Raw genomic sequence first — 22,915 nt, forward strand, 5'->3', positions numbered from 1 at the left:
AAGGAGGCTGCCGGCATGATCAAAGCGCCGAACGATGTTGACAGGCAGGTCGGCAGCCGCGTTCGGATGCGGCGCATGCTCATCGGCATGAGCCAGGAAAAACTCGGCGATGCTCTCGGGCTGACTTTCCAGCAGGTTCAGAAATACGAGAAGGGCACCAATCGGATCAGCGCGAGCCGGCTCCAGCAGATCTCGCAGGTTCTCGGGGTGTCCATCGAGTTCCTGTACGGAAACGAGAACGCACCCTCCGCCGGTTCTCCGCAGGGCTTTTCCGACACGCCCCGGGCGGATTACGACGCCGACCTCCTGACTTCCGACGGCCTGAAGCTCCTGCGGGCGTACCGGGAGATCAAGGATCGGAAGGTCCGGCGACGCCTTGTCGACTTGGCCCAGGCCCTGGCGGAGCGGGGCGGCGACGAGGACGATCGTTCGTCATAGCGAACGCGTTCGCTTGACCGGGCTCGCCTCGGATGCGAGAAGCCGCGTTCAGCTGACAACCGGTCGGAGCGAACGTGACGCGGGCCAACTACCTCTTCACCAGCGAATCGGTCTCCGAAGGCCATCCCGACAAGGTATGCGACCGGATCTCGGACGAGGTCGTCGACGCATTCTTCCACGCGGGGGCCAAGGAAGGGCTCGATCCCTGGGGCATCCGCGCCGCCTGCGAGACGCTGGCGACGACCAACCGCGTTGTCATCGCAGGTGAATACCGCGGTCCGGCGAGCGTGGACGAGGCCGTGATCGCGGACCTCACCCGCAAGGCCATCAAGGACATCGGCTACGAGCAGGACGGGTTTCACTGGGAGAACGCCCAGATCGAGGTCCTCCTGCACGGGCAGTCGTCGGACATCGCCCAGGGCGTGGACGCCGCCGGCAACAAGGATGAGGGCGCGGGCGACCAGGGCATCATGTTCGGCTATGCCTGCCGCGAGACGCCCGAGCTCATGCCGGCCCCGATCTTCTACGCGCACAAGATCCTTCGCGACCTCACGGCTGCCCGCAAGTCGGGCCAGGGCCCCGCTGCGGTGCTCGGCCCCGACGCCAAGAGCCAAGTCACGGTCGAGTATCGCGACGGCAAGCCGGTCGGCGTGACCCAGATCGTCCTCTCGACCCAGCACCTCGATCCGAACCTCTCGTCCGAGGACGTGCGGGGCATTGTCGAGCCCTATATCCGCAAGGCGCTGCCCGAAGGCTGGATCTCCGGCTCGACCGTCTGGCACGTGAACCCGACCGGCAAGTTCGTGATCGGCGGCCCCGACGGCGATTGCGGCCTCACCGGACGCAAGATCATCGTCGACACCTATGGCGGTGCGGCCCCGCATGGCGGCGGCGCCTTCTCCGGCAAGGATCCGACGAAGGTGGACCGCTCGGCGGCCTACGCGGCCCGCTACCTCGCCAAGAACGTCGTCGAGGCCGGCCTCGCGGATCGCTGCACCATCCAGCTTTCCTACGCGATCGGTGTCGCCAAGCCGCTGTCGATCTATGCCGACCTGACGGGCGCGCAGGTCGATCCCGGCAAGCTCGAGAAGACCCTGATGGAGATCATGGATCTGTCTCCGCGCGGGATCCGCTCGCATCTCGACCTGAACAAGCCGATCTACGCCCGCACCTCGGCCTATGGTCATTTCGGCCGCACCCCGGACGAGGATGGCGGCTTCTCCTGGGAGCGGACCGACCTCGCGGCCGAGCTGCGCTCGGCGCTGTCGTAACCCGGCCAGGACCGTGACGGCCGGGCCGGAGGCGCCCGGCTCCTTCTTCGGGCGGCGCAAGGGCAAGGCGCTCAGGGCAGGACAGTCCGAGCGCGTGGAGCACATGCTGCCGCAGCTGCGCGTGCCGATACCGGCCGGCGGCGCCGCTGAAATCCCGATGAGCGGGTGCACCCCGCTCATCGATCCCCGAAAGCTGTTTTCCGCACCCCCCGCCGAGGTCTGGCTCGAGAGCGGGTTTGGCGGCGGCGAGCATCTCGCGCATCAAGCGCGGTCCCACCCGGATATCGGGTTCATCGGGGTGGAGCCGTTCGTGAACGGGGTCGCCAAGCTCCTCGGCGCGATCGCCGACGAGAGGCTCTCCAACATCCGCATCTGGGACGATGACGCGACCCAGTTGCTGCCGGTCCTGACCCCGGCAAGCCTCGACCGGGTCTACATCCTCTATCCGGACCCATGGCCGAAGCGGCGTCAGCGGAAGCGGCGTTTCGTCTCGGACGAGACCCTGGCCGCGCTCGCGCGGGTCATGCGGCCGGGTGCGGAACTCCGCTTCGCCACCGATATCGACGACTACGCAGGCTGGGTGCTTGCCCGCATTGCCCGCTCCCCGGATTTCGCCTGGGAAGCCACGGCACCGGGGGATTGGCGATGCTCCTGGCCGGGCTGGCCGAGCACGCGCTACGAGCAGAAGGCCCGACGCGAAGGCCGGTCCTCCGCCTACCTCACGTTTCGTCGGCTCTGACGCCGCGGCGTCCGGCCGCACTCTTGTTGGGGCCGTTCAGCACAAGCAAGGCCCGCCGGGCGGCCGAGCGGGAAATCGCATCGAAGGGTGGGTCGAGGGGACCTTCCTTGGGGGCGGGAAGCAGCGGGTGGCGCATGCCGAGCAGCGCCCGCACGGTGCGCCACGACCAGTTGTTCGCCTTCCCGATCACCACCACCCGCGCATCGTCGCGCTCTCGGAAAGCCCCTTCGACCAGGGATACGGGGAGCCCCGCGAGAAGCGCGACCGCGAAGATCGCCTCCGCGGCTGCGCCTTTTCGCGCCAGAGAGGCGACATCCGCCTCGGAGAGCGTGCGCTTCTCCGAGATCCGGCCGAGATGGTCCTGCGCGGCCGCATAATCGAACCCGACAGGCGCGACGGAAGCCGGGCGTTCCGGAGGAACGACGAGCTGAAGCTCGAAGCGGGCCCTGGCGCCCTCCTTCGCGAGCGCCACGAGGCGGCGGACCTCGTCGTTGCTCAGGTCGCTGCGGGCGCCGAGGAGATCCTGAAGGGCGTCGTCTTCGCGCGATCGCTCCAGGAGTTCCTCCTTGCCGAGCGGCGAGAAGCGGGCGCCAGCATTCGCGGCAATCGCCCGCCGCACGCCGCCGTCCCCCTGCGTGACCAGAACGTCCGTGACGAGTTCCGACACCATCGGGCGCTCGCAGATCGCCGCCATGTGCTCCGGCCCACGCAGCACCGCCGCTTCGATAAGATCCTGGTCGGTGAGTTGCCGCGAGCGGGCAAGCATCGGCCGCGCGACCACGATTTGCGCGTCCAGGGCCAGCGCACGGGTGACATTCGGCGGGGATCTGGCGAGGTCGGCAAGGCGGTCGGCGAGGCTGGCCTTGGCGGCCATCGGAACGGCGGCCGTCAAGCGGCCGAGCACGTCATCGAAAAGCCCGATCTGCTCGCCGTCGAAGCGCTCGGCGTCCCTGACGTACAGGTCCGCGATCTTCGCGAGCGTGCGTTCGCACGCGGGCGCCGAGCGCTGCGCGATCGTGCCTTCGAGATCCCAGAGGAAGTGCGAAACACCTGTCACGTCCGGCAGGGTAGAGCGGACTTCCTCACCATCGCGTTAGCCGTGTTCCAAGCGGTCTGTGGACGGCGGGCGCCTCGCTTTGAACCCTAAGACTCGCCCGGGATATAGTGACCACAGGGTGATTCGCATCGAACCTCGGGGGCGCCTGCCCGCGGCGCTCGGCCTGTTTCAGACACCCGGAACTCGGACGATATGCCCAATTTGATCTACGATCCTGCCCGGTCCGAACATCCACTGGACGTCGTCGAGCGCCTCGCCTCGATGAAGGAGTGGAGCTTCGATCGCGCCGAGATGGACGAGATGTCGGTCTCGGTATCCGGGCGCTGGGCCGAGTACCACGTCGCCTATACCTGGATCGAGAACGTCGAGGCGCTTCATGTCGCCTGCGCGTTCGATCTCAAGGTTCCTGACCGTCGGCGAAGCGAGATCCTGCAACTGATCTCCTTCGCCAACGAGCAGCTCTGGGTCGGGCATTTCGATCTCTGGACGTCGGAGAACGTCGTCATGTTCCGGCATGCCCTGCTGCTGTCGGGCGGAGCGGAACCTACGCATGGCCAGTGCGAGATCCTGCTGAAGGCCGCCGTGGACGCGTGCGAGCGCTATTATCAAGCCTTCCAGTTCGTGCTCTGGGCCGGCAAGAGCGCGAAGGAGGCGATCGAGGGCGTGCTCTTCGTGACCGAAGGCGAGGCCTGACCGGATCGTGGCTTGATCCGGCTGGCGCTTGGTGCCAACCGGAGAGGATGAGCAACGGGACCGACAACCAATCCGAGCTCCCTCATTCCCTGCTGCTCGTGGGCGCAGGCAAGATGGGGGGCGCCATGCTCGAAGGATGGCTCGCGAAGGGCCTCGATCCGGCGCGCCTGACCGTCCTCGACCCGCATCCCTCTCCGTCGCTTCTCGACTTCGCGGGGACGACCGGTCTTCGCCTCAATCCCGACCCGGCCCGCATCAGTGAGCCCGAGGTTCTGGTCCTCGGCATCAAGCCGCAGGCGCTGACCGAAGCGGCGCCCGGCATCTCGCGCTTCGCCGGCCCCGCGACGCTCGTCATCTCGATACTGGCCGGCAAGACCGTTGCCGACCTGACCCGAGCCCTGCCGAATGCCGCCGCGATCGTGCGGGCGATGCCGAATCTTCCCGCGTCGATCGGGCGCGGAGCGACGGGCGCCTTTGCGAGCTCTTCCGCCACCGATCGCCAGCGCAGCCTCACCCAGGCCCTGCTGTCCGCGGTCGGCGTGGTCGAATGGATCGACCGCGAGGAGTGCATCGACGCCGTAACGGCCGTGTCGGGCTCCGGGCCAGCCTATGTCTTCCACCTTGCGGAGTGCCTGGCCGAGGCGGGCCGCGAGGCGGGCCTCGAGGCCGGCGTCGCAGAGCGCCTGGCGCGCGAGACGATCATCGGCGCGGCCGAACTCCTGTCCGGGTCGGGCTTGGATCCCGCGGTCCTGCGGCAGAACGTGACCTCGCCCGGAGGCACGACCGCCGCCGCGCTCGACGTCCTGATGGCTGCGGACGGAATGGGGTTCCTCATGCGGCGCGCCGTTCAGGCTGCGAAGCGGCGCGCGGGCGAACTCTCGGGCTGAGCACCCCTTAAGCGGAGGCGGTCCGGGCACTACAATAGGCAGCAATCGCAAGGGAGCATGTTGAAGATGTCCGACACGATGCAGCCAGGCGCCTCCGGCTCCGCCTTCGCGACGGCTGCCGCGGCCGCGAGCAGCGCCAAGGAACAGGCTTCCCAGGCACCGGTGCCAGGCGGCAACAAGCGCGAGCAGGTCGTCGAGGCGCTGATGCGGCTCGCCGCGGAACAGCCCTGGGACGACATCGAACTGGCCGATGTCGCGCGCGAGGCCGGACTGACCCTCTCCGAGATGCGCGACCTCTTCCCCTCGAAGGGCGCCATCCTCGAGGGGTTCACGCGGATGATCGACAAGAAGGTCATCGACAGCACCACGCAGGATCTCGCCGGGGAGCCCGCGCGCGAACGTGTCTTCGACGTGTTCATGCGGCGGCTCGACGCCATGGCGCCCCACAAGCGCGCGCTACGCCGGATCGGCTACGCGATGCGGTCGGACCCGCTCTCGATGGCGGCGCTCAACCGCTCCGCCCTGAACTCCATGCGCTACATGCTGGCGGCAGCCGGAGTTCCGACCGAGGGCTCGCTCGGCTTCGTGAAGCTCCAGGGCAGCGTGATCGCGCTCGCGAACGTGATGGAGACCTGGTTCGACGACGACGATCCGACCCAGGCGAAGACCATGGCGCGTCTCGACCGCGAGCTGACGCGCGGGGAGCGCATCCTGGAACGCGCCGACGATGTCCGGAGGCTCACTGCGCCTCTGCGGGCCATAGGGCACGCGCTGTTCGACGGCGGCCGCCGGGTGCGCCGGCGGGGGGATCGATCGGCAGACCGCGAGGAAGGCGAGGGCGAATCGCGCGATCCGGCCGCTGCGATCTGAGTGCGCAAAGGCATGAGCGAGAACCTGCGCCCGGGCCAGATCGCGTTCGGGGACTTCCTGAAGGTCGACATTCGTGTCGGCCGGATCATCCGGGCCGAACCCTTTCCGGAGGCGCGGAAGCCCGCAATCAGGCTCCTCATCGATCTCGGGCCGGAATTCGGCGAGCGGAAATCCTCGGCCCAGATCACGCGCCACTACCGCCCGGAAGAGCTGGTCGGCCGGCAGGTGCTCTGCGTGGTCAACTTCCCGCCCCGGCAGATCGGCCCGATGCTGTCGGAGGTGCTGACGCTGGGCGTGCCAGACGAGGACGGCGAGGTGGTCCTGATCACCCCCGACCAGAACGTGCCGGTCGGCGGCCGCCTCTTCTGAGGCTCAGGCCGGTATCCGCACGGAGGCGCGCAAACCTCCGAGCGGGCTATCGCTCAGCGTGACGTCGCCTCCATGAGAGCGGGCGATGTCGCGCGCGATCGCAAGGCCCAGCCCTGACCCGCTCTCGTCCTGGTTGCGCGCCTCGTCGAGGCGCACGAAGGGCTTGAAGACCTCCTCGCGAGCCTCGGGCGGAATGCCAGGGCCATCGTCGTCGACATGGACGGTGAGCCAGCGCCCTTCGTGATGCGCCGTGATGGCGATGTGCTCCCCATGGCGGGCAGCATTCGACAGGAGGTTGAACAGGAGGCGCTTGAACGCGTCGACCCGCAGCGTCACGCGGGGGTCGCCGACGATCTCCAGGCTCGTTTCCTGTCCCGAACGCTCCGCATCGCTTCGCAGCTCGGACAGGAGCTGCGTCAGATCCACCGTCGCCGCCTGCTCGCCGAAATCGCCCCGGGCGAAGGCGAGATATCCCTCGAGCATCCGGCCCATCTCGTCGATGTCCCGGCGAAGGTCCTCCACCTCCGGCGTCTGGTCGAGGAGCGCGAGCGACAGGCGAAACCGCGTCAGGATGGTCCGCAGGTCGTGGCTGACGCCATTCAGCATGGTCGTCCGCTGGTCCATGGCCCGCTCGATCCGGCGCTTCATCTCCAGGAAGGCATGCCCCGCCTGGCGCACCTCGCGCGCGCCGCGCGGCCTGAACTCGATTTCGCGCCCGCGCCCGAAATCCTCCGCCGCGATCGCGAGCTTCTGGATGGGTCGGATCTGATTCCGCAGGAACAGGATCGCGACGGCGAGCAGGATCAGGGAGGTCCCGACCATCCAGACGAGGAAGATGTGCGAGTTCGACGCGTAGGCCTGGCTCCGCCGCGCGAAGACGCGCAGGACCGTTCCTTCCTTCAGGAGAATGCGGATCTCGATGAACGAGGATCGGCCGACGGTGTCGATCCAGAATGGGCGCCCGATCTGGCGCCTGATCTCGTCCGAGAGGGCCTCGTCCAGGAGCGAGAAGAATGGCGGGGGCAACGGCGAGGGAAGGTTCACGCCCTCCAGGATCTCGACGTTGAGGTTCAGCCGCTCCGCCGCGATGCGCGACAGCTGATCGGCCGTGATCGCCCGCGGGAAATTCTCGTGAACATCGATCAGGGCGGCGATGTCGGCCGTCACGGCAGCCGAGAGGCGCTGCGTCACGAGTTGCCAGTGCCGCTCCATGAACACGTAGGCGACGACCGACTGGAGCAGCACGAAAGGCGTGATGATGATGATCAAGGACCGGGCATAGAGCCCTTTCGGCAGTTGCCGCGCGAAATAGCGCACGACCCGCCGGACGAATTCCCGCAGGGCGGCACGAGGCTGCTCGAGCAGGGCCGACGCGCTCATGGTCAGTCCGTCACCAGCCGGTAGCCGATGCCGCGCACGGTCTGCAGGTAGACCGGGTTGGCCGGATCGAGCTCGATCTTGCGGCGCAGCCGGTTGATCTGGACGTCGACCGCCCGGTCGTTCGCCCCGTTGCCGTTGGTCCCGGAGAGCTCCTCGCGCGCCACCTCGCCCCCGAACCGATGCCCGAGGATGCTGAGGATCTCCCGCTCCCGCTCCGTGATCCGGATCGGCTCGCCGTGGCGTCGCAACTCGCCCCTGTCGAGCCGGAAGGTGAAGGGTCCGAAGCGGACGAGGTCGGGACCGACCGAGCCTGGTTCGGCACTCGGGCCCGCGCGCCGCAGCATGTTGGCGATCCGAAGAAGCAGCTCGCGCGGTTCGAAGGGCTTCGCGAGGTAATCGTCGGCTCCGATCTCCAAGCCCTCGATGCGGTCATTCGCGTCGGAGCGCGCCGTCAGCATCAGCGTCGGGATGGGCGAGTCCGCACGAACCCGGCGCAGGAACTCGAACCCTGTCTCGCCCGGCATCATGACGTCGAGCACCATCGCGTCGAACACGACGCTGCCGGACTTCGCCCGCGCCTCCGCCGCGCTCGCCGCGGTGGTGACGCGGTAGCCGTTCTCGCCGAGGAAGCGCGAGAGGAGATCCCGAAGTCGCCGGTCGTCGTCGACAACGAGGATATGCGGTGCGTGGTCCGGCGGTTCGCTGCGCGGGGCGCTCATGCCCCAAGCTTAGCGCCCGAGAGCTGCTTTCGCACCTTTGCCCGCTCGACCGGGTCCAGCATGCCGATGAGGAAACGGGAGACCACCGCCTCCGCCTCCTCGCCCTCGAGCGCGCGGGCGATCCGCTTCGTCTGGAGTCGCGCCATCCGAAGCGCCAGTTCCCGGCCCGCCTCCGTCGCCCACAGCAGGCGCTGCCGGCGGTCGGTCTGCCCCGCCCGCTGGACGATGTAGCCCTTCTCGATGAGCTCCTTGAGCACGCGATTGAGGCTCTGCTTCGTGATCTTCAGGATGTCCAGCAGTTCCGCGATCGTCATGCCGGGCCGCCGCGTGACGAAATGGAGAACGCGGTGATGCGCCCGCCCGAACCCGTATTCGGCGAGAATGCGATCCGGATCGCTGACGAAGTCGCGATAGGCGAAGAAGAATAGCTCGATGAGTGCGTAGGCCGGGTCGACCTCCGCCTTCTCCGCCTTGGCGACAGCGCCGCTCGAGACAGTGGCCTCGGCCAAATCTAACCCTCGATACGTCAGCTTCGTTGACATATCCCAGGGGCAGGATTAGCCGTCAACTCACCGAAATAAGAACGCGGGACAGCGGATATTTCGGAGGAGACAAGGATGAGTTTGCCCTTCGATCAGCGCGACGGATGGATCTGGTTCAACGGCCAGCTCCTGCCCTGGAAGGACGCGAAGCTCCACGTATTGTCACACGGCCTCCACTACGCATCCTCGGTATTCGAGGGCGAGCGCGCCTATGGCGGCGTGATCTTCAAGTCGCGCGAGCATTCAGAGCGTTTCCGCCGTTCGGCTCAGATCCTCGACTTCGAGATCCCCTACAGCGTCGAGGAACTGGACGCCGCGAAGGCGCTCGTCGTGGAGAAGAACGGCAACCCCGACGTCTATGTCCGCCCCGTCGCCTGGCGCGGGTCGGAGATGATGGCGGTTGCCGCGCAGAACGCGACCGTCAACGTCGCCATCGCGGTCTGGCCCTGGCCCAGCATGTTCGACATCAACGAGAAGATGAAGGGCATCCGCCTCGACATCGCCGAGTATCGTCGCCCGGATCCGCAGACCGCGCCGTCCTCCTCCAAGGCAGCCGGCCTGTACATGATCTGCACGATCTCCAAGCACGCCGCAGAGCGGAAGGGTTATGCGGACGCCATGATGCTCGACTGGCAGGGCCGCGTGGCGGAGTGCACCGGCGCGAACATCTTCTTCACGCGGGATGGCGCCCTGCATACGCCGATCGCGGATTGCTTCCTCGACGGCATCACGCGGCGCACGGTGATCGATCTTGCGCAGCGCCGGGGCCTTGAAGTGATCGAGCGCCGGATCCTGCCGGAGGAGTTGTCCAGCTTCAACGAGTGCTTCATCTGCGGCACCGGAGCCGAGGTAACGCCGGTTTCCGAGATCGGGCCCCACACCTTCCGGCCCGGCAACATCTCTCGCACCCTGGTCGAGGATTACGCGGCCGAAGTGCAGCCGAAGCTGGCGACCGCCTGAGACCGTAGCCCGCCCGGCATCGCCGGGCGGGATCATTCCCGGGAGGGGAACGGATCACCGGCGCGCGGCGTTCATGGCGAGAACAATCCATGAACGAGCGTTACATGAGCCAAACCGCCCGAAAGACGGACCGGCACCCGGATCCGGCAGAAATCCGCAACCCGAAGATCGACCCTGCCGAGGCCGAGGCGTCCAACCGGATCAAGGATCCCGACGACTGGGTCACGGGCCACGAACCCATGACCGGCGCCCAGGCGTCCTACCTGAAGACGCTCTCCGAACAGGCCCACGATCCCGAGGCCTACGAGCCGGATCTCGACAAGGCAGAGGCGTCGAAGCGCATCGATCAGCTTCGGGGCGAGACCGGCCGCTGAGGAATTTCGTTCAGCAACCTTTCGCGCAAGCTATGCAGAGCGCTTGAGTCAGCCTTGAACTCACACCATATCTGTCATGTGCGGCCAGTCCGCCACCAGAGAGATAGGGGAATGACGGAACGCTTCAACTCACTCGCCCGCGTCGCCGCGATCGCGGCGCTTGCGGCAGCGCTGGCCGCTCCGGTCGCCGAGGCGAAAGTGGGCGGCGGCTCGAGCTTCGGCTCGCGCGGCTCGCGCACCTGGAGCGCTCCACCTTCGACCGCGACGGCGCCCCGCACCGGGCAGCCCATGCAGCGGACGGAAACGCCGAATGTCGGCGCACAGCAGCGGCCCGGGATGGGCGCCGCAGCCGCCAACCAGGGACGCCGCTTCGGTGGTCTCGGCACCGGCCTGATGGCGGGGCTGCTGGGAGCCGGCCTGTTCGGCATGCTGTTCGGCGGCGGCTTCTTCAGCGGCCTCGCTGGCCTCGCATCGATCTTCGGCCTCCTCATGCAGGTCGCGCTGATCGGCGGGCTCATCTGGCTGGCCATGCGCTTCTTCCGGCGGCGTAGCGAGCCTGCGATGGCCGGGGCGGGCGCAGCACCCTATGCCCGCTCGGCGCTCGGCGGCGCCATGCCGGGCGCAGCCTCCGGCGGCGGGAGTTCACGCCCCGCAGCGGGCCCGGTGCAGATCGGCCAGAACGACTACCAGGCCTTCGAGCGGGCGCTGCACGACATCCAGACGGCCTATGGCCGCGAGGATATGCAGGCGCTCAGCTACATGGCGACGCCAGAGATGGTCCGGTATTTCGGGTCCGATCTCGAGGCGAACCGCTCGCAGGGCGTGCGCAACGCGGTCTCCGACCCGAAGCTGCTCCAGGGCGACCTTGCCGAAGCGTGGCGCGAAGGCTCGACCGAGTACGCCACCGTGGCGATGCGGTTCTCGCTGATCGATACGACCCTGGATCGGAACAGTGGGCGGATCGTCTCGGGAGACCCGCGGACGCCGCAGGAATCGACCGAGCTTTGGACGTTCCAGCGCGACAACGGCGGCAAGTGGCTGTTGTCGGCAATCCAGCAGACGGCCTGACCGGCCGTTCGAGACTGAACCAGGACCGGCGCTTTGCGGCGCCGGTTTTTTTGCATCCGCGCCTAGCTGCGGGCAAAGAAAAAGGCCGCTCTTGCGAGCGGCCCAAGTCTAGGGAGGAAACGCCCAAGGAGGGCATACAACATCGCGGCAGGGCCGCTCTGTTGCGATGCACAAGATAGGTCAGCCTCCCTGACGTTGCAAGGGCAGACCGCTTGCAGCGGTGCATAAATTTCCAGGGATCCGCCTGGGCCGGCGCAAGCGTGGCAGAATGACCACAGGCTCAACGACAGCGGAACTCGACCGCCGGCCCCCGGTTCACCCTCCACAACCACACGCAGGAGGACGACGAATGGAGGTCGTTCAAGATTTCCCCCGATCGGGAAGTCCGGCACCACGCCCGCCGAACCCGGGCCACGAACCCATCCCGGGCGGCAACATTCCGACCGAAGTTCCGCCTACGGAGCCGGACGAGATGCCCGATATCGGGCCGACAGGACCGCGCAGCCCCTACCCCGTGAACGACCCGGGGATCACCGACCCGCTCGGGCCGGGCTCGGAGCCGGATTATCTGCCCGGCCGGCCGACGAGCCCGATGCAGGTGTAGTCGGCTGAACGTCAGTGATCGCCCTGGGACGATCTCACGTCCCGGGGCGAATTCAGGATCTCGAGAAGCGAGTTGGCGATGTGGCGGGCCTCCTCGTCGGACAGCCGCAGCACGAACGGGGGCAGCGGACCCGATTGCAGCGCCACCACAGGCTCGCCCCGCTCATCGGTGCCGACGTCCACGGTCGGGCTCTCCAGTTCCAGGAAGTCGTCCTCGCCGTAAGCCTCGCCGTCGTCATCAGGGTCGATCCGCAACAGCATCTGCCCGAGCGCAAGGATCAGGGATTGCGCCGTGCCCGCGTCCATAACCACAGCCGTCGTGTTGTCGTTCTTCTCGAACGCGAGTTGGATGTTGTCGCCTTCGAGCGTGACGGAAATTCCTGCCATAACGGTCCCGTTGAGAACTGCTCTCTATATAGGATAGGGCAAGCTCCGGTGTGAGGGTTCATCAGGGAACCGGTAAACGGCACCTGCGCGCTCTTGACCAGAACTCAATCCAAGTACCCCTCATGCGCCTGACCCCGAGCGAGCTTCTCGACCGGCTACGCCAGCAAGGTATCGCGGCCGAGACCCACGAACACCCGGCTGTCTTCACGGTGGCCGAGTCCCGTCCGCTGAAGCAGGCGATCCCCGGCGCGCACTCGAAGAACCTGTTCCTCAAGGACCGTAAGGGCCGCTTGTTCCTGGTCCTCGCGCAGCACGAGACCGAGATCGACCTCAAGCGCCTTCATGAGACCATCGGCGCTTCCGGCCGCTTGTCCTTTGGATCAGCAGAACTGCTGCGCGAGGTGCTGGGCGTCGAGCCCGGCTCGGTGACGCCGTTTTCGGTGGTGCATGACCGGGCGGGCCGGGTGACGGTGATCATCGACGAGACCCTCGTCGGAGCCGACCGCGTGAACTTCCACCCGCTCGTGAACACGATGACGACGGGACTGTCCCCTGCCGACCTGCTGGCCTTCCTCCGTTCGACAGGGCATGAGCCTGTGATCCGCAAGCTTCCGGCGCCGGCCAAGGTTTGCACGACCGACGCAGCGCTCCCATTTTCCTGAGACAGACCAGTCGAGGCATCGATGCTCGCCGAAGGCCCCCAAACCCCGGACAACCTCATCAAGGACACGACCACGAACGGCTTCCGCCAGGACGTGATCGCCGAATCGATGAACCAGCCCGTGCTCGTCGATTTCTGGGCCCCGTGGTGCGGGCCCTGCAAGCAGCTGACGCCGATCATCGAAAAGGCCGTGAAGGCCGCCGGCGGGAAGGTGAAGCTCGTCAAGATGAACATCGACGAGCATCCGCAGATCGCCGGGCAACTCGGCATCCAGTCGATCCCGGCCGTCTACGCGTTCGACCGCGGCCAGCCGGTCGACGGGTTCATGGGCGCGCTGCCCGAGAGCCAGGTGAAGGCCTTCATTGAGCGCCTCGTGGGTCCGGGGAGCGCGGGCGCGGACGAACTGCTGGCGGAGGCGGCCGAGCGGGTGAAGGCCGGGGACGTGACGGGCGCGGCCGAGCTGTACGCGGCAGTCCTGGCCGAGGATCCCGAGAACGTCACCGCGATCGCGGCTCTCGCCAAGCTCCATGTGGACCTGAAGGATTTCGAGGGTGCCCGTCGCTTCCTCGACATGGTGCCGGCCGGGAAGGCCGGGCACGCGGATGTGGCGGCCGCACGCGCGGCGCTGGAGCTCGCGGAGCAGGCCGAGTCGCTCGGTGATCTCGGCGAGCTCGAGCGGCGGATCGCGGCCAACCCGGACGATCACCAGGCCCGCTTCGACCTCGCGCTCGGCCTGAACGCCCGCAACCGCCGCGAGGCGGCGGTCGATCAGCTCCTCGCCATCTTCAAACGCGAGCGCGGCTGGAACGACGACGCCGCCCGCAAGCAGTTGGTCCAGTTCTTCGAAGCCTGGGGTCCCATGGACCCGGCCTCGATCGCCGGCCGACGGAAGCTCTCCTCGATGCTGTTCTCCTGACCACTCTTTCCCGGGGCGCTCCATGAACGTGACCTACGAGGGCCCACAGGATCTGCCGGACACCATCCCGGTCTTTCCGCTCGCGGGCGCGCTGCTTCTTCCGCGTGGGCAGATGCCGCTCAACATCTTCGAGCCCCGCTACCTCGCCATGGTGGACGCGGTGCTGGGCGGCTCGCGGCTGATCGGAATGATCCAGCCGCGCGATCCTGACGAGGCGGGCTCGGCGCCGGAACTCTACGATGTCGGCTGCGTCGGTCGCCTTGTGCAGTTCGCCGAGACGGGTGACGGCCGCTACCTGATCTCGCTGACCGGGGTCGCACGGTTCGAGATCCTCGGCGAGATCAATACGCGAGAACCCTTCAGGCAGTGCCGGGTGTCCTTCGAACGCTTCTCGGGGGATTTTCGCGCGCGCGCCGGCGAGGACTCCGTCGATCGCGCGGCAGTGCTTACGGCCCTGAGATCATTCACCGAGGCGACAGGCCTCAAGATGGACTGGGAAGGCATCGAGCGGACGCCGAACGAGGCGCTGGTGAACGCGCTCTCGATGCTGGCGCCCTTCGGCGGGCGCGAGAAACAGGCCTTGCTGGAGGCTCCCGACCTGAAGAGCCGCGCCGAGATGCTCGTTGCTCTGACGGAGATCGAGCTGGCCAAGACCGGCTCGACGACGCAATCCACCCTGCAATAGGAGCCCGCCATGGCCGACGAAACCGGCGGGATCGAGCCGACGCGCATCGACCCGCGCCTTCTGGAACTCCTGGTCTGCCCCTTGACCAAGTGCCGCCTCGACTACGATGCCGAGGCGCAGGAATTGATCAGCAAGGGGGCGAAGCTCGCCTATCCGATCCGGGACGGCATTCCCATCATGCTACCGGAAGAGGCTCGCCCGCTGACGGACTAGCCGGCCTCAGCTCTGCCCGAAGCCCCAGGCCGGGTCCGAGAGCACCTCGGCGCTGTGCTGGCCGAGCCTGGGCGGAGCCGTCGGAGCGACCTGCGGCTCGCCGTTGATGACGATGGGGGTGCGCAGCATCGGCACGGTCCCGCCCTTCGCCTCCGTCTCGGGCAGATCCAGCACCATGCCCCGGTGGACGATCTGCGGGTCGGCGAAGACCTCGTCGAGCGTGTTGATCGGGCCCGCCGGAACCCCTACCCGCTCGAAACCCGCGAGCAGATCGGCCTTGGTCCAGGTGCGCGTCACCGAGGCGAGGAGCGGCACCAGCATCTCGCGATTGGCGACGCGCGCCGGGTTGGTCGAGTAATCCGGATTGTCCGCCCATTCGGTCCCGAGCAGGCCGCAGAGCTTCCGGAACTGGCTGTCGTTCCCGCAGGCGATGATGATGTAGCCGTCGCTCGCCGGGAACACCTCGTAGGGGGCGATCGAAGTGTGGGCGTTGCCGGTGCGCGGCGGCGGACGCCCTGTCAGCAGATAGACCATCGCCTGGTTGCCCATCACGGAAACCTGGGTGTCGAGCAGCGCCATGTCGATGTGGCAGCCCCGGCCGGTGAGCGTGCGACCCTGCAGGGCCGCCAGGATCGCGTTGGACGAGTACAGCCCGGTGAAGACGTCCGCGTAGGCGACCGCGGTCTTCAGCGGCTCGCCATGGGGCTCGCCGGTCAGCGACATGATCCCGCTCATGCCCTGGATCATGAAGTCGTAGCCCGGGCGATGCGCGTAGGGGCCGTCCTGGCCGAAGCCGGTGACGGAGCAATAGATGAGGCGCGGATTGAGGGCCGAGAGGCTCGCGTAGTCCAGCCCGTACTTCTTCAGGCCGCCGACCTTGAAGTTCTCGATCACGACGTCCGCATTCGCGGCGAGCTTGCGGATCGTGGCCTGTCCGTCGGGGCTCTCCAGATCCACTTCGATCGAGCGCTTGCCGCGATTGGTGGCGTTGAAATAGCCGGCGGCGAGGTGGCTGCCGTCCGGCCGGTCCACCCACGGGGGCCCCCAGCTACGGGTATCGTCCCCCGCTCCGGGCCGCTCCACCTTCACCACATCGGCACCGAGATCGGCGAGAAGCTGCCCCGCCCATGGCCCGGCCAGGATGCGGGCAAGTTCGAGGACGCGGATACCGGCGAGGGGTTTGAGCGAGGTCATGGGATCAATCAGCGCGTTTCCCCCGGGAGGGGAGGATGGCCGGGCAGAGCCCGGCCAGATGACGGGCGCGGGCGCGCCCGCGCGGTTCCGGGTTCCTAGAAGAACGCCTGCAGGCCGGTCTGGGCGCGACCGAGGATCAGCGCATGCACGTCGTGCGTGCCCTCGTAGGTGTTCACCGTCTCAAGGTTCTGGGCGTGCCGCATCACATGGTACTCGCCCATAATGCCGTTGCCGCCGTGCATGTCGCGGGCAATGCGGGCGATGTCGAGCGCCTTGCCGCAATTGTTGCGCTTCACGAGGGAGATCATCTCCGGCGCCATCCGACCCTCGTCGAAGAGGCGGCCGACCCGCAGCGAGCCCTGCAGCCCGAGCGCGATCTCCGTCTGCATGTCGGCGAGCTTCTTCTGGACGAGCTGCGTCTGGGCGAGCGGCCGGTTGAACTGCTTGCGATCCAGCGTGTACTGGCGTGCCCGGTGCCAGCAATCCTCGGCCGCGCCCATGGCGCCCCAGGAAATGCCGTAGCGGGCGCGGTTGAGGCAGCCGAACGGCCCCTTCAGGCCCGAGACGTTCGGCAGGAGCGCGTCCTCGCCCACCTCGACCTCGTCCATGACGATCTCGCCCGTGACCGAGGCGCGCAGGCTCAGCTTGCCCTGGATCTTCGGCGCGGACAGGCCCTTCATGCCCTTCTCGAGCACGAAGCCGCGGATCTGGTCGCCATGCGCGGCCGACTTCGCCCAGACGACGAACACGTCGGCGATCGGCGCGTTCGAGATCCAGGTCTTGGCGCCGGAGATCTTGTAGCCGTTGGCCGTCTTCACGGCGCGGGTCTTCATGCCGGCAGGATCGGAGCCGGCATCGGGCTCGGTCAGGCCGAAACAGCCGACCCACTCGCCCGAGGCGAGCTTCGGCAGGTACTTCTTGCGCTGGTTCTCGTCGCCATAGGCGTAGATCGGATACATGACGAGCGAGGACTGCACGCTCATCATCGAGCGGTAGCCGCTGTCGATGCGCTCGACCTCGCGCGCCACGAGGCCATAGGCGACATAGCTCGCGCCGGCGCAGCCATATTCCTCCGGCAGGGTGACGCCGAGGAGGCCGAGCTCGCCCATCGCGTTGAAGATGGAGCGGTCGGTGACCTCGTTCTGGTAGGCCTCGACGATGCCGGGCAGGAGCCGCTCCTGCGCGAATTGCCGCGCAGTGTCGCGGATGAGGCGCTCGTCGTCGGTCAGCTGGTCGTCGAGGAGGAAGGGGTCCTCCCACTGGAATCCGGACGAGGGGCTCTTCGCTGCCGCGTCGCTCTTCAGAGCCTGACTCATCTTGCATCTCCTCGTATCAGTCGCGCGGCCTTTTCCACCGGTCCGCCTCTGGGGCGCGTAATAGCGGAAGGCGATCGGGGATGCACCCGCCGCACGCCTCGATTGCGCTGTGAGTCGCAGAATCGGCGGAAGCGGGAGTCGGGGCGATTCCCTTTGATTTTCGGCCCAAATGTGGTATTCAAGAGACGTCACGCCGACCTTGTCGGCGATGTCCCAGGTCATCATCCATCGAAGGAAAGTTTGGCCTTCTGGCCGGGCGCTTCCTTGGCCTATTCGCGATGGATGTCCGTGCACCAATCCGCGGGGACTGCAATGAGACGTCTTCGCGACGGATCATCTCGATCTCCGACCGGATCAGCATATCGCTCGGCTGACGGCCGAGCGCAACAGGAGGCTTGTCCCGCATGACGACCCCGAAGAAGACCGCCACGCGCCAGGGTTTCAAGACCGGTGAGGCGGTCGTGTATCCGGCTCATGGTGTCGGCCGCATCACTGCCATCGAGGAGCAGGAGATCGCCGGCTTCAAGCTCGAACTCTTCGTTGTGTCGTTCGACAAGGACAAGATGGTCCTGCGCGTTCCGACCGCCAAGGCGGCGAGCGTCGGCATGCGCAAGCTCGCCGAGCCTGCCGAGATGCAGAAGGCGCTCGACGTTCTGACCGGCCGCGCGCGCATCAAGCGCACCATGTGGTCGCGGCGCGCCCAGGAATACGAGGCGAAGATCAATTCCGGCGACCTGATCGCCGTGGCCGAGGTGGTGCGCGACCTCCACCGCTCGGAGGCGCAGCCGGAGCAGTCCTACAGCGAGCGTCAGCTCTACGAGGCGGCGCTGGACCGCGTCACGCGCGAGCTCGCCCACGTGAACAAGATCACGGACACCGAGGCGACCAAGCTGATCGAGGCGAACCTCGCCAAGGCGCCGAAGCGGGCGAAGCCCGGCGCCGACGCGGCGGAAGCCGACGGCGACCTGCAGGACGAGGCGGCCTGAGCCGCCCGACCCACTCCCAAGAAAGCCCGGCTCTGCCGGGCTTTTTCATGTCGGGATGCGCAGTGCGGCGATGAGGGCGTCCGGGCTCGCCCAGGAATAGCGCCTGACCGGCAGTCTTTGGCCGTCCGGCAAATCCGCCTCGAGATGTTCCGCCAGCTCGCCGCCCCAACGTTCATAGGCTGCCTGCGCGGGGCGGTTCGCCTCGAGGACCGTGAGGTGCAGAGGCATCCGGCCATGCTCCTGCGGAACGCGAGCGGCGGCTTCCGCCAGGACCCGCCGGCCGATCCCCGTTCGCTTCCGGTCCGGCCGGACATGGACATTGTCAATCAGAGAGCCCCACCGCGGATCGTGGCCCGCCAGGATGCACGCGAAGGCGATGAAGTCCCTCCCGTCATCCGCCACCACGACGATCTGGTCGGGCCGGAGATCGCCCCCGAACCTCGCCTTCCACACGCCTTCGCGCTCTGCGTGGATCGCCTCGTCCAGGTAGCCGTCAGACAGCATGCCCCGATAGGCGGATTGCCAGCTCGCGATGTGCAGGGCCGCGACGGCCCGCCACTCCGCCGGATTCGGCACGCGCAAGTTCAACCCCCGACCCGTCATCCCCGCCATCATCGTGTTGTCGTCTCGACCATTTCGAGCATGTCAGCGACGGTCAGGTCCAGGGTCGGGGAGCGGCGCTTCTCGACAATGCCGCGGACCCGGACGTAGCGCCCGGTGAGCGTGGCGGCCGTGATGCCCCGGGCTTTCAGGTCGTTCCAGCGCCGGCGGGTGATGGTGACGTTGAAATCCCGCGACCAATCCCGCCCGAAATTCAGGTATGTCCGCTCCCGGCGCTCGCCGACGCTCACGATGCGGCCTTCGATGATCGCGAAGCGGCCCTCGGCGGCAGCCAATTGATCCACCGCGAGCGCGGCAATAGGCCAGCCCGCCTCCCGCCACAGCCCGGAGCGGGACCGCCGGGCCCGGGCTTCGACCTGCAGCAACTCGGGCCTGCAGAGCAGGTCGCGCTGGCCAGGATCAACGACGGCAAGTCCTTCGGAAACGAGAAGCTCGGCCACGTCGACCGGCCTCGCGCGACCGAGCTCGAGATGGACGGGAACGCGGCCCCAACGATCCGGCGGACCGAGTTCGCGGAGCATTACGGCCTCGCCGCCGAGGGTCTCCAGCCAGGCCCGCGCTCGCCGCAACGCCTCCGAGCTCTCCGCGAGACGGATATCGGCGATGCGCGCTACCCGGCCGGCCGCGAGCCGGACGTCCCCGTCCGGCGTCACGTCGGCCACGATGTCGCCGGACGGCGTTTCCTGGCACGAAAAGGCGGGCTTGGCGCCCTCAGCCCCGGCGGCAGGGCTCGCGGCGAGGAAACAGAAGAGCGCAAACCCACGCAGGATCATGCCGTCCGAGCCGTTGGTCAGACTCTCATCCTATGCTAGACCGCGCGCGCCGTGGTCCCGTAGCTCAGCAGGATAGAGCAGCGGTTTCCTAAACCGAAGGTCACAGGTTCGAATCCTGTCGGGACCACCAGGGTTTTTCGCCTGCGACGGCGTTCCGGGCGCGCGGGCGGATCAGGCCGAGCGAGCGTCCGACGCGCCGACGCGAGATGCGAAGCGGGCCAGGGCCTGCCTCAGGAACTCGTTATCGGCCGGATCCACGAAACGGACACCCTTCGACTCGCCGAGGAGGCGCACCACGCCACCGATTCGACGTCCGGAGCCGTCTTCCATCCTAAGAAGTCGCTCGGAGCCGGCCTCGAGCGTCACCACGACCATGCGATGCTGGCTCCCATGGCGCAGGAAGAGCCGCTCCAATCGGTCGAGATCGGCCTCGGCGCGCGGCCGATCCGAGAGCATGAAGAAGGTGTTGCCGCGGGAGTTGGCAAGCGCGGAGCGGAACCGCGCTATCGCTCGCACCAGCGTTTCCCTGTCTTCCTGGGACGACACCGGGTCGTGATGGTTGAACAGCGTGGGCAGCCGGTAGCGCTCCTCGAACAGGAGATGACGGCACTGCCGCTTGGTCCCCGGTGTCAGGAGGTGCTCCGGCACGCTCTGGAGGTAGCGGGGCGCCAGGAAGTTCTCGAAGTCCTCCTCGATCGCATCGGCGACCAGGGCCGGGGTCGAGAAGATCCAGTCGAACGGCCCCGACCATTGGCGCAGCCCGGCCTCTCTCAACGCCGAGGCGGCATGGCAGAAGGTCCCGATCGAGACCCATGCGCGCTGCCCGGGAAGCAGGCGCCCGAGATGCCGTCGCGCCCGCTGCATCCAGAGCTCGATTTCAACCCCCATCAGGCAGGCGAGCCTGTTGTGGCGGCTGGTCCGGTATTGGTCTCGCGCCCAGGTAGTTCCGGTGCCGGCACGCTAAGCCGCCCCACGGCGCCGGGCCGACAGCAGGCTCTTCAGGTCCGTGCCGGGGTCCGACACCTGTTCGGGCGAGGGATTGATGCCCGCCTCGAGAAGCCGCCGGGCCGCCATGTGGTCGGCCGGCCTGTTGACCGATTCCACCGACGAGAGCCGGTCTCCGGTATAGCGGAACACGGAGAAGGCGCCCGCGGCCGGATCCCCGCGCAGGATGCTGCGCTCGTCCCGGCCCGGAAGCCCGGCCATCTGGATCTTGAGCGTTCCCTGGTCGCTCCAGAACCACGGCACGCTGGCATAGGCTGCAGGGTGCCCCAGGAGGCGCTGCGCTACGCATTTCCCCTGATCCACGGCGTTCTGGACGGATTCGATCCTGACCGGCCCGGAGGCGAAGCGTGACGGGTGAGACGCGCAATCGCCGAGCGCGGAGATCGCCGGGTCGGGGGTGAGGAGGTGGGCGTCCACCGAGATGCCATTCGCGACCGGCAGCCCGGCTTCCGTGGCAAGCTCCTCGTTCGGCACAACGCCGATGCCGATCAGCACGAGGTCCGCCTCGGTTCGGCGACCGTCCAGGGTGCTGAGGCCGGTCACCCGCCCGTCGCGTCCCGCAAAGGCCTCGACGAGCGCCCCGAACTCGAACCGAATGCCTGCCGCTTCATGGACGGATTGCACGAAGGCGGCGGTTTCCGGAGAGACCGCCCGGGCCATGACGCGGTCCTGCGCCTCGTAGACGGTCACGGCCAGGCCGCGCCTGGCGGCAACCGCGGCGAATTCCAGGCCGATGAAGCCCGCGCCGATGATCGCCACGCGCGCGGCGTTCTCGAGCGCCGCCTTGATCCGGTCGGCGTCCTCCAGCCCGCGCAGGTAGAGAACGCCATCCAACTCGACGCCGGGCGCGGACAGGATGCGGTTCCGGGCGCCCGTGGCGAGAACCAGATGGTCGTAGGGGATTGTCTCGCCGGCCTGCGTGATGATCCGTGCTGCAAGCCGGTCCAGCGCCACGACCCGGTCGCCCGTACGGACCTCGATCGCGCGCTCCGCATAGAACGAGGGCGCCCGGAGCATCACGCTGGATGCGTCGGCGTCGCCCGTCAGATAGGCCTTCGAGAGCGGTGGCCGCTGGTAGGGCAGCGAGGTTTCCTCGCCGACCAACAGGACCTCGCCCTGGAATTGTCCGTCGCGGAGCGAGGCCGCGACCTGGAAGCCGGCCTGGCCGGCTCCGACGACAACGACCCTCACGGGCCCGTGCTCCCCGCCGCCGGAGAGGCTGCCTCAGCGCGGCTGCATGCGGATGGCGCCATCGAGGCGGATCGTCTCGCCGTTGAGCATCGGATTGCGGATGATCGACATCACGAGGTCGGCATATTCCTCGGGCTTGCCGAGGCGCGAGGGGAACGGCACCGAGCGGCCAAGCGAGTCCTGAACGTCCTGCGGCAGCCCGAGCAGCATGGGCGTCTCGAAGATGCCGGGCGCGATCGCGCAGACCCGGATACCGACGGGAGCGAACTCTCGGGCGGCGGGAAGCGTAAGCCCGACAATACCTGCCTTCGACGAGGCGTAGGCCGCCTGTCCGACCTGGCCCTCATAGGCCGCGACGGAAGCCGTCGAGACGATGACGCCGCGCTCGCCGCCATCGAGCGGATCGAGGCTCTGCGCGGCCGCTGCGACGAGCCGCATCATGTTGAAGGTGCCGATCAGGTTGATCGCGATCACACGGCTGTAGACCGACAGGTCCAGGGGACCATTCTTCCCGACGATCCGTCCCGGCGTCGCGACGCCCGCGCAGTTGATGAGAATGCGAGCCGGGCCATGCGCCTCGGCCGCGCGGGCCACGGCGGCCTCCGCGCTCGCCGCATCGGAAACGTCGCAGCCGATGCCGATGCCTCCGAGAGGTTCAGCGGCCGCCTTGGCGCCCTGCTCGTTGAGATCGACGAGCGCGACCTTCGCGCCCGCGCCGGCGAGCGCCTGAGCGGTCGCCAAACCAAGACCGGACGCGCCGCCGGTTACAATCGCCGCAATGCCCTCGACCTTCACGTCGCTCTCCCCATCAACCCGCTCGGGCGCACCCGAGGGGCTCGGAATCTCGGGCCGCGACCCTCGCTGCGGTTCGCACAGCAAACCCGAGCGCTGCCCCGTTGAGGTCCGCTACACCGAGCACCGCGCTGGCAGCAAGGGCGACACGCCCTCGACCGTGACGCGAGGGGAGCTGTGTTCCACCGGGAGACACCCGTCCGCG

28 protein-coding genes and 1 tRNA gene are annotated in these 22,915 nt (G+C 67.7%); 17 read left to right on the forward strand and 12 right to left on the reverse strand.

What is annotated here, in order from left to right:
* Window positions 1-15 precede the first annotated feature (15 nt).
* From ACO2SS_RS16880 to trmB, 3 genes are all read left to right on the forward strand, one after another.
* Entirely contained in the window at window positions 16-438 is a 423-nt protein-coding gene (locus ACO2SS_RS16880) for a helix-turn-helix domain-containing protein (RefSeq protein ID WP_423278924.1), read from the forward strand.
* Window positions 439-512: 74 nt separating this feature from the next.
* Window positions 513-1,709, forward strand: coding sequence for a methionine adenosyltransferase (metK, locus tag ACO2SS_RS16885; protein ID WP_423278925.1), 1,197 nt, complete (start codon window positions 513-515; stop codon window positions 1,707-1,709).
* Window positions 1,710-1,722: 13 nt separating this feature from the next.
* The gene (gene trmB, locus ACO2SS_RS16890; protein WP_423278926.1) at window positions 1,723-2,448 is read left to right on the forward strand and encodes a tRNA (guanine(46)-N(7))-methyltransferase TrmB; all 726 of its coding nucleotides are present in this window, start codon (window positions 1,723-1,725) and stop codon (window positions 2,446-2,448) included.
* On the opposite strand, the gene ACO2SS_RS16895 is transcribed toward trmB, so the two are convergent.
* The gene (locus ACO2SS_RS16895; RefSeq protein WP_423278927.1) at window positions 2,429-3,505 is read right to left on the reverse strand and encodes a DUF2336 domain-containing protein; all 1,077 of its coding nucleotides are present in this window, start codon (window positions 3,503-3,505) and stop codon (window positions 2,429-2,431) included. The genes trmB and ACO2SS_RS16895 overlap by 20 nt on opposite strands.
* Before the next feature lie 192 nt (window positions 3,506-3,697).
* On the opposite strand from ACO2SS_RS16895, the gene ACO2SS_RS16900 reads away from it, so the two are divergent.
* From ACO2SS_RS16900 to ACO2SS_RS16915, 4 genes are all read left to right on the forward strand, one after another.
* Complete coding sequence (locus ACO2SS_RS16900; RefSeq protein ID WP_423278928.1) at window positions 3,698-4,198, forward strand: YbjN domain-containing protein; 501 nt, start codon at window positions 3,698-3,700, stop codon at window positions 4,196-4,198.
* 47 nt (window positions 4,199-4,245) lie between these two features.
* Window positions 4,246-5,085 carry a pyrroline-5-carboxylate reductase gene (proC, locus tag ACO2SS_RS16905; RefSeq protein WP_423278929.1) on the forward strand — a complete coding sequence of 280 codons (840 nt, stop codon included), beginning with the start codon at window positions 4,246-4,248 and terminating at the stop codon, window positions 5,083-5,085.
* 66 nt (window positions 5,086-5,151) lie between these two features.
* Window positions 5,152-5,955, forward strand: coding sequence for a TetR/AcrR family transcriptional regulator (locus ACO2SS_RS16910; RefSeq protein ID WP_423278930.1), 804 nt, complete (start codon window positions 5,152-5,154; stop codon window positions 5,953-5,955).
* A gap of 12 nt (window positions 5,956-5,967) precedes the next feature.
* Entirely contained in the window at window positions 5,968-6,324 is a 357-nt protein-coding gene (locus ACO2SS_RS16915; protein ID WP_423278931.1) for a tRNA-binding protein, read from the forward strand.
* A gap of 3 nt (window positions 6,325-6,327) precedes the next feature.
* Here ACO2SS_RS16915 and ACO2SS_RS16920 read toward each other — a convergent pair whose 3' ends face one another.
* From ACO2SS_RS16920 to ACO2SS_RS16930, 3 genes are read right to left on the reverse strand one after another with little or no spacing between them, the layout of a single operon-like run.
* Window positions 6,328-7,704 carry an ATP-binding protein gene (locus ACO2SS_RS16920; RefSeq protein WP_423278932.1) on the reverse strand — a complete coding sequence of 459 codons (1,377 nt, stop codon included), beginning with the start codon at window positions 7,702-7,704 and terminating at the stop codon, window positions 6,328-6,330.
* A 2-nt stretch (window positions 7,705-7,706) separates the two neighbouring features.
* Complete coding sequence (locus tag ACO2SS_RS16925) at window positions 7,707-8,423, reverse strand: response regulator (RefSeq protein WP_423278933.1); 717 nt, start codon at window positions 8,421-8,423, stop codon at window positions 7,707-7,709.
* Window positions 8,420-8,965 carry a MarR family winged helix-turn-helix transcriptional regulator gene (locus ACO2SS_RS16930; RefSeq protein ID WP_423278934.1) on the reverse strand — a complete coding sequence of 182 codons (546 nt, stop codon included), beginning with the start codon at window positions 8,963-8,965 and terminating at the stop codon, window positions 8,420-8,422. Before ACO2SS_RS16930 ends, ACO2SS_RS16925 begins: the two co-directional genes overlap by 4 nt.
* A 75-nt stretch (window positions 8,966-9,040) precedes the next feature.
* Between ACO2SS_RS16930 and ACO2SS_RS16935 the strand changes: the two genes are divergently transcribed.
* The 4 genes from ACO2SS_RS16935 (at window position 9,041) to ACO2SS_RS16950 (ending at window position 11,971) form a co-directional block, all read left to right on the forward strand.
* Complete coding sequence (locus ACO2SS_RS16935; protein WP_423278935.1) at window positions 9,041-9,925, forward strand: branched-chain amino acid aminotransferase; 885 nt, start codon at window positions 9,041-9,043, stop codon at window positions 9,923-9,925.
* An 89-nt stretch (window positions 9,926-10,014) separates the two neighbouring features.
* On the forward strand, window positions 10,015-10,299 hold the full coding sequence (locus tag ACO2SS_RS16940; RefSeq protein ID WP_423278936.1) for a DUF3072 domain-containing protein: 285 nt from the start codon (window positions 10,015-10,017) through the stop codon (window positions 10,297-10,299).
* A gap of 111 nt (window positions 10,300-10,410) precedes the next feature.
* On the forward strand, window positions 10,411-11,367 hold the full coding sequence (locus tag ACO2SS_RS16945; protein ID WP_423278937.1) for a Tim44 domain-containing protein: 957 nt from the start codon (window positions 10,411-10,413) through the stop codon (window positions 11,365-11,367).
* Window positions 11,368-11,716: 349 nt separating this feature from the next.
* Window positions 11,717-11,971 (forward strand): hypothetical protein, encoded by a 255-nt coding sequence (locus ACO2SS_RS16950; RefSeq protein WP_423278938.1) that lies wholly within the window; start codon window positions 11,717-11,719, stop codon window positions 11,969-11,971.
* An 11-nt stretch (window positions 11,972-11,982) separates the two neighbouring features.
* Here the strand turns inward: ACO2SS_RS16950 and ACO2SS_RS16955 are convergent, their stop codons facing one another.
* Entirely contained in the window at window positions 11,983-12,357 is a 375-nt protein-coding gene (locus ACO2SS_RS16955) for a hypothetical protein (RefSeq protein WP_423278939.1), read from the reverse strand.
* A gap of 122 nt (window positions 12,358-12,479) precedes the next feature.
* Between ACO2SS_RS16955 and ACO2SS_RS16960 the strand changes: the two genes are divergently transcribed.
* The 4 genes from ACO2SS_RS16960 to ACO2SS_RS16975 are packed head-to-tail and all read left to right on the forward strand — an operon-like array spanning window position 12,480 to window position 14,832.
* On the forward strand, window positions 12,480-13,019 hold the full coding sequence (locus tag ACO2SS_RS16960) for a prolyl-tRNA synthetase associated domain-containing protein (RefSeq protein WP_423278940.1): 540 nt from the start codon (window positions 12,480-12,482) through the stop codon (window positions 13,017-13,019).
* A 21-nt stretch (window positions 13,020-13,040) separates the two neighbouring features.
* Window positions 13,041-13,934, forward strand: a complete 894-nt coding sequence (gene trxA / locus ACO2SS_RS16965) for a thioredoxin (RefSeq protein WP_423278941.1) — start codon at window positions 13,041-13,043, stop codon at window positions 13,932-13,934.
* Window positions 13,935-13,956: 22 nt separating this feature from the next.
* Complete coding sequence (locus ACO2SS_RS16970) at window positions 13,957-14,619, forward strand: LON peptidase substrate-binding domain-containing protein (RefSeq protein WP_423278942.1); 663 nt, start codon at window positions 13,957-13,959, stop codon at window positions 14,617-14,619.
* Between the two features lie 9 nt (window positions 14,620-14,628).
* Window positions 14,629-14,832 (forward strand): Trm112 family protein, encoded by a 204-nt coding sequence (locus tag ACO2SS_RS16975; RefSeq protein ID WP_423278943.1) that lies wholly within the window; start codon window positions 14,629-14,631, stop codon window positions 14,830-14,832.
* 6 nt (window positions 14,833-14,838) lie between these two features.
* Here ACO2SS_RS16975 and ACO2SS_RS16980 read toward each other — a convergent pair whose 3' ends face one another.
* Both ACO2SS_RS16980 and ACO2SS_RS16985 read right to left on the reverse strand, forming a co-directional pair.
* Window positions 14,839-16,026 carry a CaiB/BaiF CoA transferase family protein gene (locus ACO2SS_RS16980; protein ID WP_423278944.1) on the reverse strand — a complete coding sequence of 396 codons (1,188 nt, stop codon included), beginning with the start codon at window positions 16,024-16,026 and terminating at the stop codon, window positions 14,839-14,841.
* Between the two features lie 95 nt (window positions 16,027-16,121).
* Window positions 16,122-17,342: an acyl-CoA dehydrogenase gene (locus tag ACO2SS_RS16985; RefSeq protein WP_423278945.1), complete on the reverse strand. Its 1,221-nt coding sequence runs from the start codon at window positions 17,340-17,342 to the stop codon at window positions 16,122-16,124.
* Window positions 17,343-17,746: 404 nt separating this feature from the next.
* On the opposite strand from ACO2SS_RS16985, the gene ACO2SS_RS16990 reads away from it, so the two are divergent.
* Complete coding sequence (locus tag ACO2SS_RS16990; protein ID WP_423278946.1) at window positions 17,747-18,328, forward strand: CarD family transcriptional regulator; 582 nt, start codon at window positions 17,747-17,749, stop codon at window positions 18,326-18,328.
* A gap of 45 nt (window positions 18,329-18,373) precedes the next feature.
* Here the strand turns inward: ACO2SS_RS16990 and ACO2SS_RS16995 are convergent, their stop codons facing one another.
* Both ACO2SS_RS16995 and ACO2SS_RS17000 read right to left on the reverse strand, forming a co-directional pair.
* Window positions 18,374-18,904, reverse strand: coding sequence for a GNAT family N-acetyltransferase (locus ACO2SS_RS16995; protein ID WP_423278947.1), 531 nt, complete (start codon window positions 18,902-18,904; stop codon window positions 18,374-18,376).
* 35 nt (window positions 18,905-18,939) lie between these two features.
* Window positions 18,940-19,722 (reverse strand): thermonuclease family protein, encoded by a 783-nt coding sequence (locus tag ACO2SS_RS17000; RefSeq protein ID WP_423278948.1) that lies wholly within the window; start codon window positions 19,720-19,722, stop codon window positions 18,940-18,942.
* Between the two features lie 53 nt (window positions 19,723-19,775).
* On the opposite strand from ACO2SS_RS17000, the gene ACO2SS_RS17005 reads away from it, so the two are divergent.
* Window positions 19,776-19,852: transfer RNA gene (locus ACO2SS_RS17005), tRNA-Arg, on the forward strand.
* A gap of 41 nt (window positions 19,853-19,893) precedes the next feature.
* On the opposite strand, the gene ACO2SS_RS17010 is transcribed toward ACO2SS_RS17005, so the two are convergent.
* The 3 genes from ACO2SS_RS17010 to ACO2SS_RS17020 all read right to left on the reverse strand — a co-directional run bounded on the left by ACO2SS_RS17010 (window position 19,894) and on the right by ACO2SS_RS17020 (window position 22,713).
* Window positions 19,894-20,610 carry a DUF1796 family putative cysteine peptidase gene (locus ACO2SS_RS17010; protein ID WP_423278949.1) on the reverse strand — a complete coding sequence of 239 codons (717 nt, stop codon included), beginning with the start codon at window positions 20,608-20,610 and terminating at the stop codon, window positions 19,894-19,896.
* A 72-nt stretch (window positions 20,611-20,682) separates the two neighbouring features.
* A complete protein-coding gene (locus ACO2SS_RS17015) occupies window positions 20,683-21,918 on the reverse strand; it encodes an NAD(P)/FAD-dependent oxidoreductase (RefSeq protein ID WP_423278950.1) in 1,236 nt (411 codons plus the stop codon).
* 33 nt (window positions 21,919-21,951) lie between these two features.
* Window positions 21,952-22,713 carry an SDR family NAD(P)-dependent oxidoreductase gene (locus ACO2SS_RS17020; RefSeq protein ID WP_423278951.1) on the reverse strand — a complete coding sequence of 254 codons (762 nt, stop codon included), beginning with the start codon at window positions 22,711-22,713 and terminating at the stop codon, window positions 21,952-21,954.
* Window positions 22,714-22,915 lie beyond the last annotated feature (202 nt).

The organism is Enterovirga sp. CN4-39, from assembly GCF_049446235.1.
GTDB lineage: Bacteria > Pseudomonadota > Alphaproteobacteria > Rhizobiales > Beijerinckiaceae > Enterovirga.

Coding starts and splice junctions, on each gene's coding strand:
- ACO2SS_RS16955 (WP_423278939.1), bottom strand. CDS start 12,357: ATGGCAGGAATTTCCGTCACGCTCGAAGGCGACAACATCCAACTCGCG.
- ACO2SS_RS16960 (WP_423278940.1), top strand. CDS start 12,480: ATGCGCCTGACCCCGAGCGAGCTTCTCGACCGGCTACGCCAGCAAGGT.
- trxA (WP_423278941.1), top strand. CDS start 13,041: ATGCTCGCCGAAGGCCCCCAAACCCCGGACAACCTCATCAAGGACACG.
- ACO2SS_RS16990 (WP_423278946.1), top strand. CDS start 17,747: ATGACGACCCCGAAGAAGACCGCCACGCGCCAGGGTTTCAAGACCGGT.
- ACO2SS_RS16920 (WP_423278932.1), bottom strand. CDS start 7,704: ATGAGCGCGTCGGCCCTGCTCGAGCAGCCTCGTGCCGCCCTGCGGGAA.
- ACO2SS_RS16880 (WP_423278924.1), top strand. CDS start 16: ATGATCAAAGCGCCGAACGATGTTGACAGGCAGGTCGGCAGCCGCGTT.
- ACO2SS_RS16985 (WP_423278945.1), bottom strand. CDS start 17,342: ATGAGTCAGGCTCTGAAGAGCGACGCGGCAGCGAAGAGCCCCTCGTCC.
- proC (WP_423278929.1), top strand. CDS start 4,246: ATGAGCAACGGGACCGACAACCAATCCGAGCTCCCTCATTCCCTGCTG.
- ACO2SS_RS16940 (WP_423278936.1), top strand. CDS start 10,015: ATGAACGAGCGTTACATGAGCCAAACCGCCCGAAAGACGGACCGGCAC.
- ACO2SS_RS16945 (WP_423278937.1), top strand. CDS start 10,411: ATGACGGAACGCTTCAACTCACTCGCCCGCGTCGCCGCGATCGCGGCG.
- ACO2SS_RS16915 (WP_423278931.1), top strand. CDS start 5,968: ATGAGCGAGAACCTGCGCCCGGGCCAGATCGCGTTCGGGGACTTCCTG.
- ACO2SS_RS17010 (WP_423278949.1), bottom strand. CDS start 20,610: ATGGGGGTTGAAATCGAGCTCTGGATGCAGCGGGCGCGACGGCATCTC.
- ACO2SS_RS16910 (WP_423278930.1), top strand. CDS start 5,152: ATGTCCGACACGATGCAGCCAGGCGCCTCCGGCTCCGCCTTCGCGACG.
- ACO2SS_RS16935 (WP_423278935.1), top strand. CDS start 9,041: ATGAGTTTGCCCTTCGATCAGCGCGACGGATGGATCTGGTTCAACGGC.
- ACO2SS_RS16900 (WP_423278928.1), top strand. CDS start 3,698: ATGCCCAATTTGATCTACGATCCTGCCCGGTCCGAACATCCACTGGAC.
- ACO2SS_RS17000 (WP_423278948.1), bottom strand. CDS start 19,722: ATGATCCTGCGTGGGTTTGCGCTCTTCTGTTTCCTCGCCGCGAGCCCT.
- ACO2SS_RS16980 (WP_423278944.1), bottom strand. CDS start 16,026: ATGACCTCGCTCAAACCCCTCGCCGGTATCCGCGTCCTCGAACTTGCC.
- ACO2SS_RS16930 (WP_423278934.1), bottom strand. CDS start 8,965: ATGTCAACGAAGCTGACGTATCGAGGGTTAGATTTGGCCGAGGCCACT.
- ACO2SS_RS16975 (WP_423278943.1), top strand. CDS start 14,629: ATGGCCGACGAAACCGGCGGGATCGAGCCGACGCGCATCGACCCGCGC.
- ACO2SS_RS16970 (WP_423278942.1), top strand. CDS start 13,957: ATGAACGTGACCTACGAGGGCCCACAGGATCTGCCGGACACCATCCCG.
- ACO2SS_RS16950 (WP_423278938.1), top strand. CDS start 11,717: ATGGAGGTCGTTCAAGATTTCCCCCGATCGGGAAGTCCGGCACCACGC.
- ACO2SS_RS16925 (WP_423278933.1), bottom strand. CDS start 8,423: ATGAGCGCCCCGCGCAGCGAACCGCCGGACCACGCACCGCATATCCTC.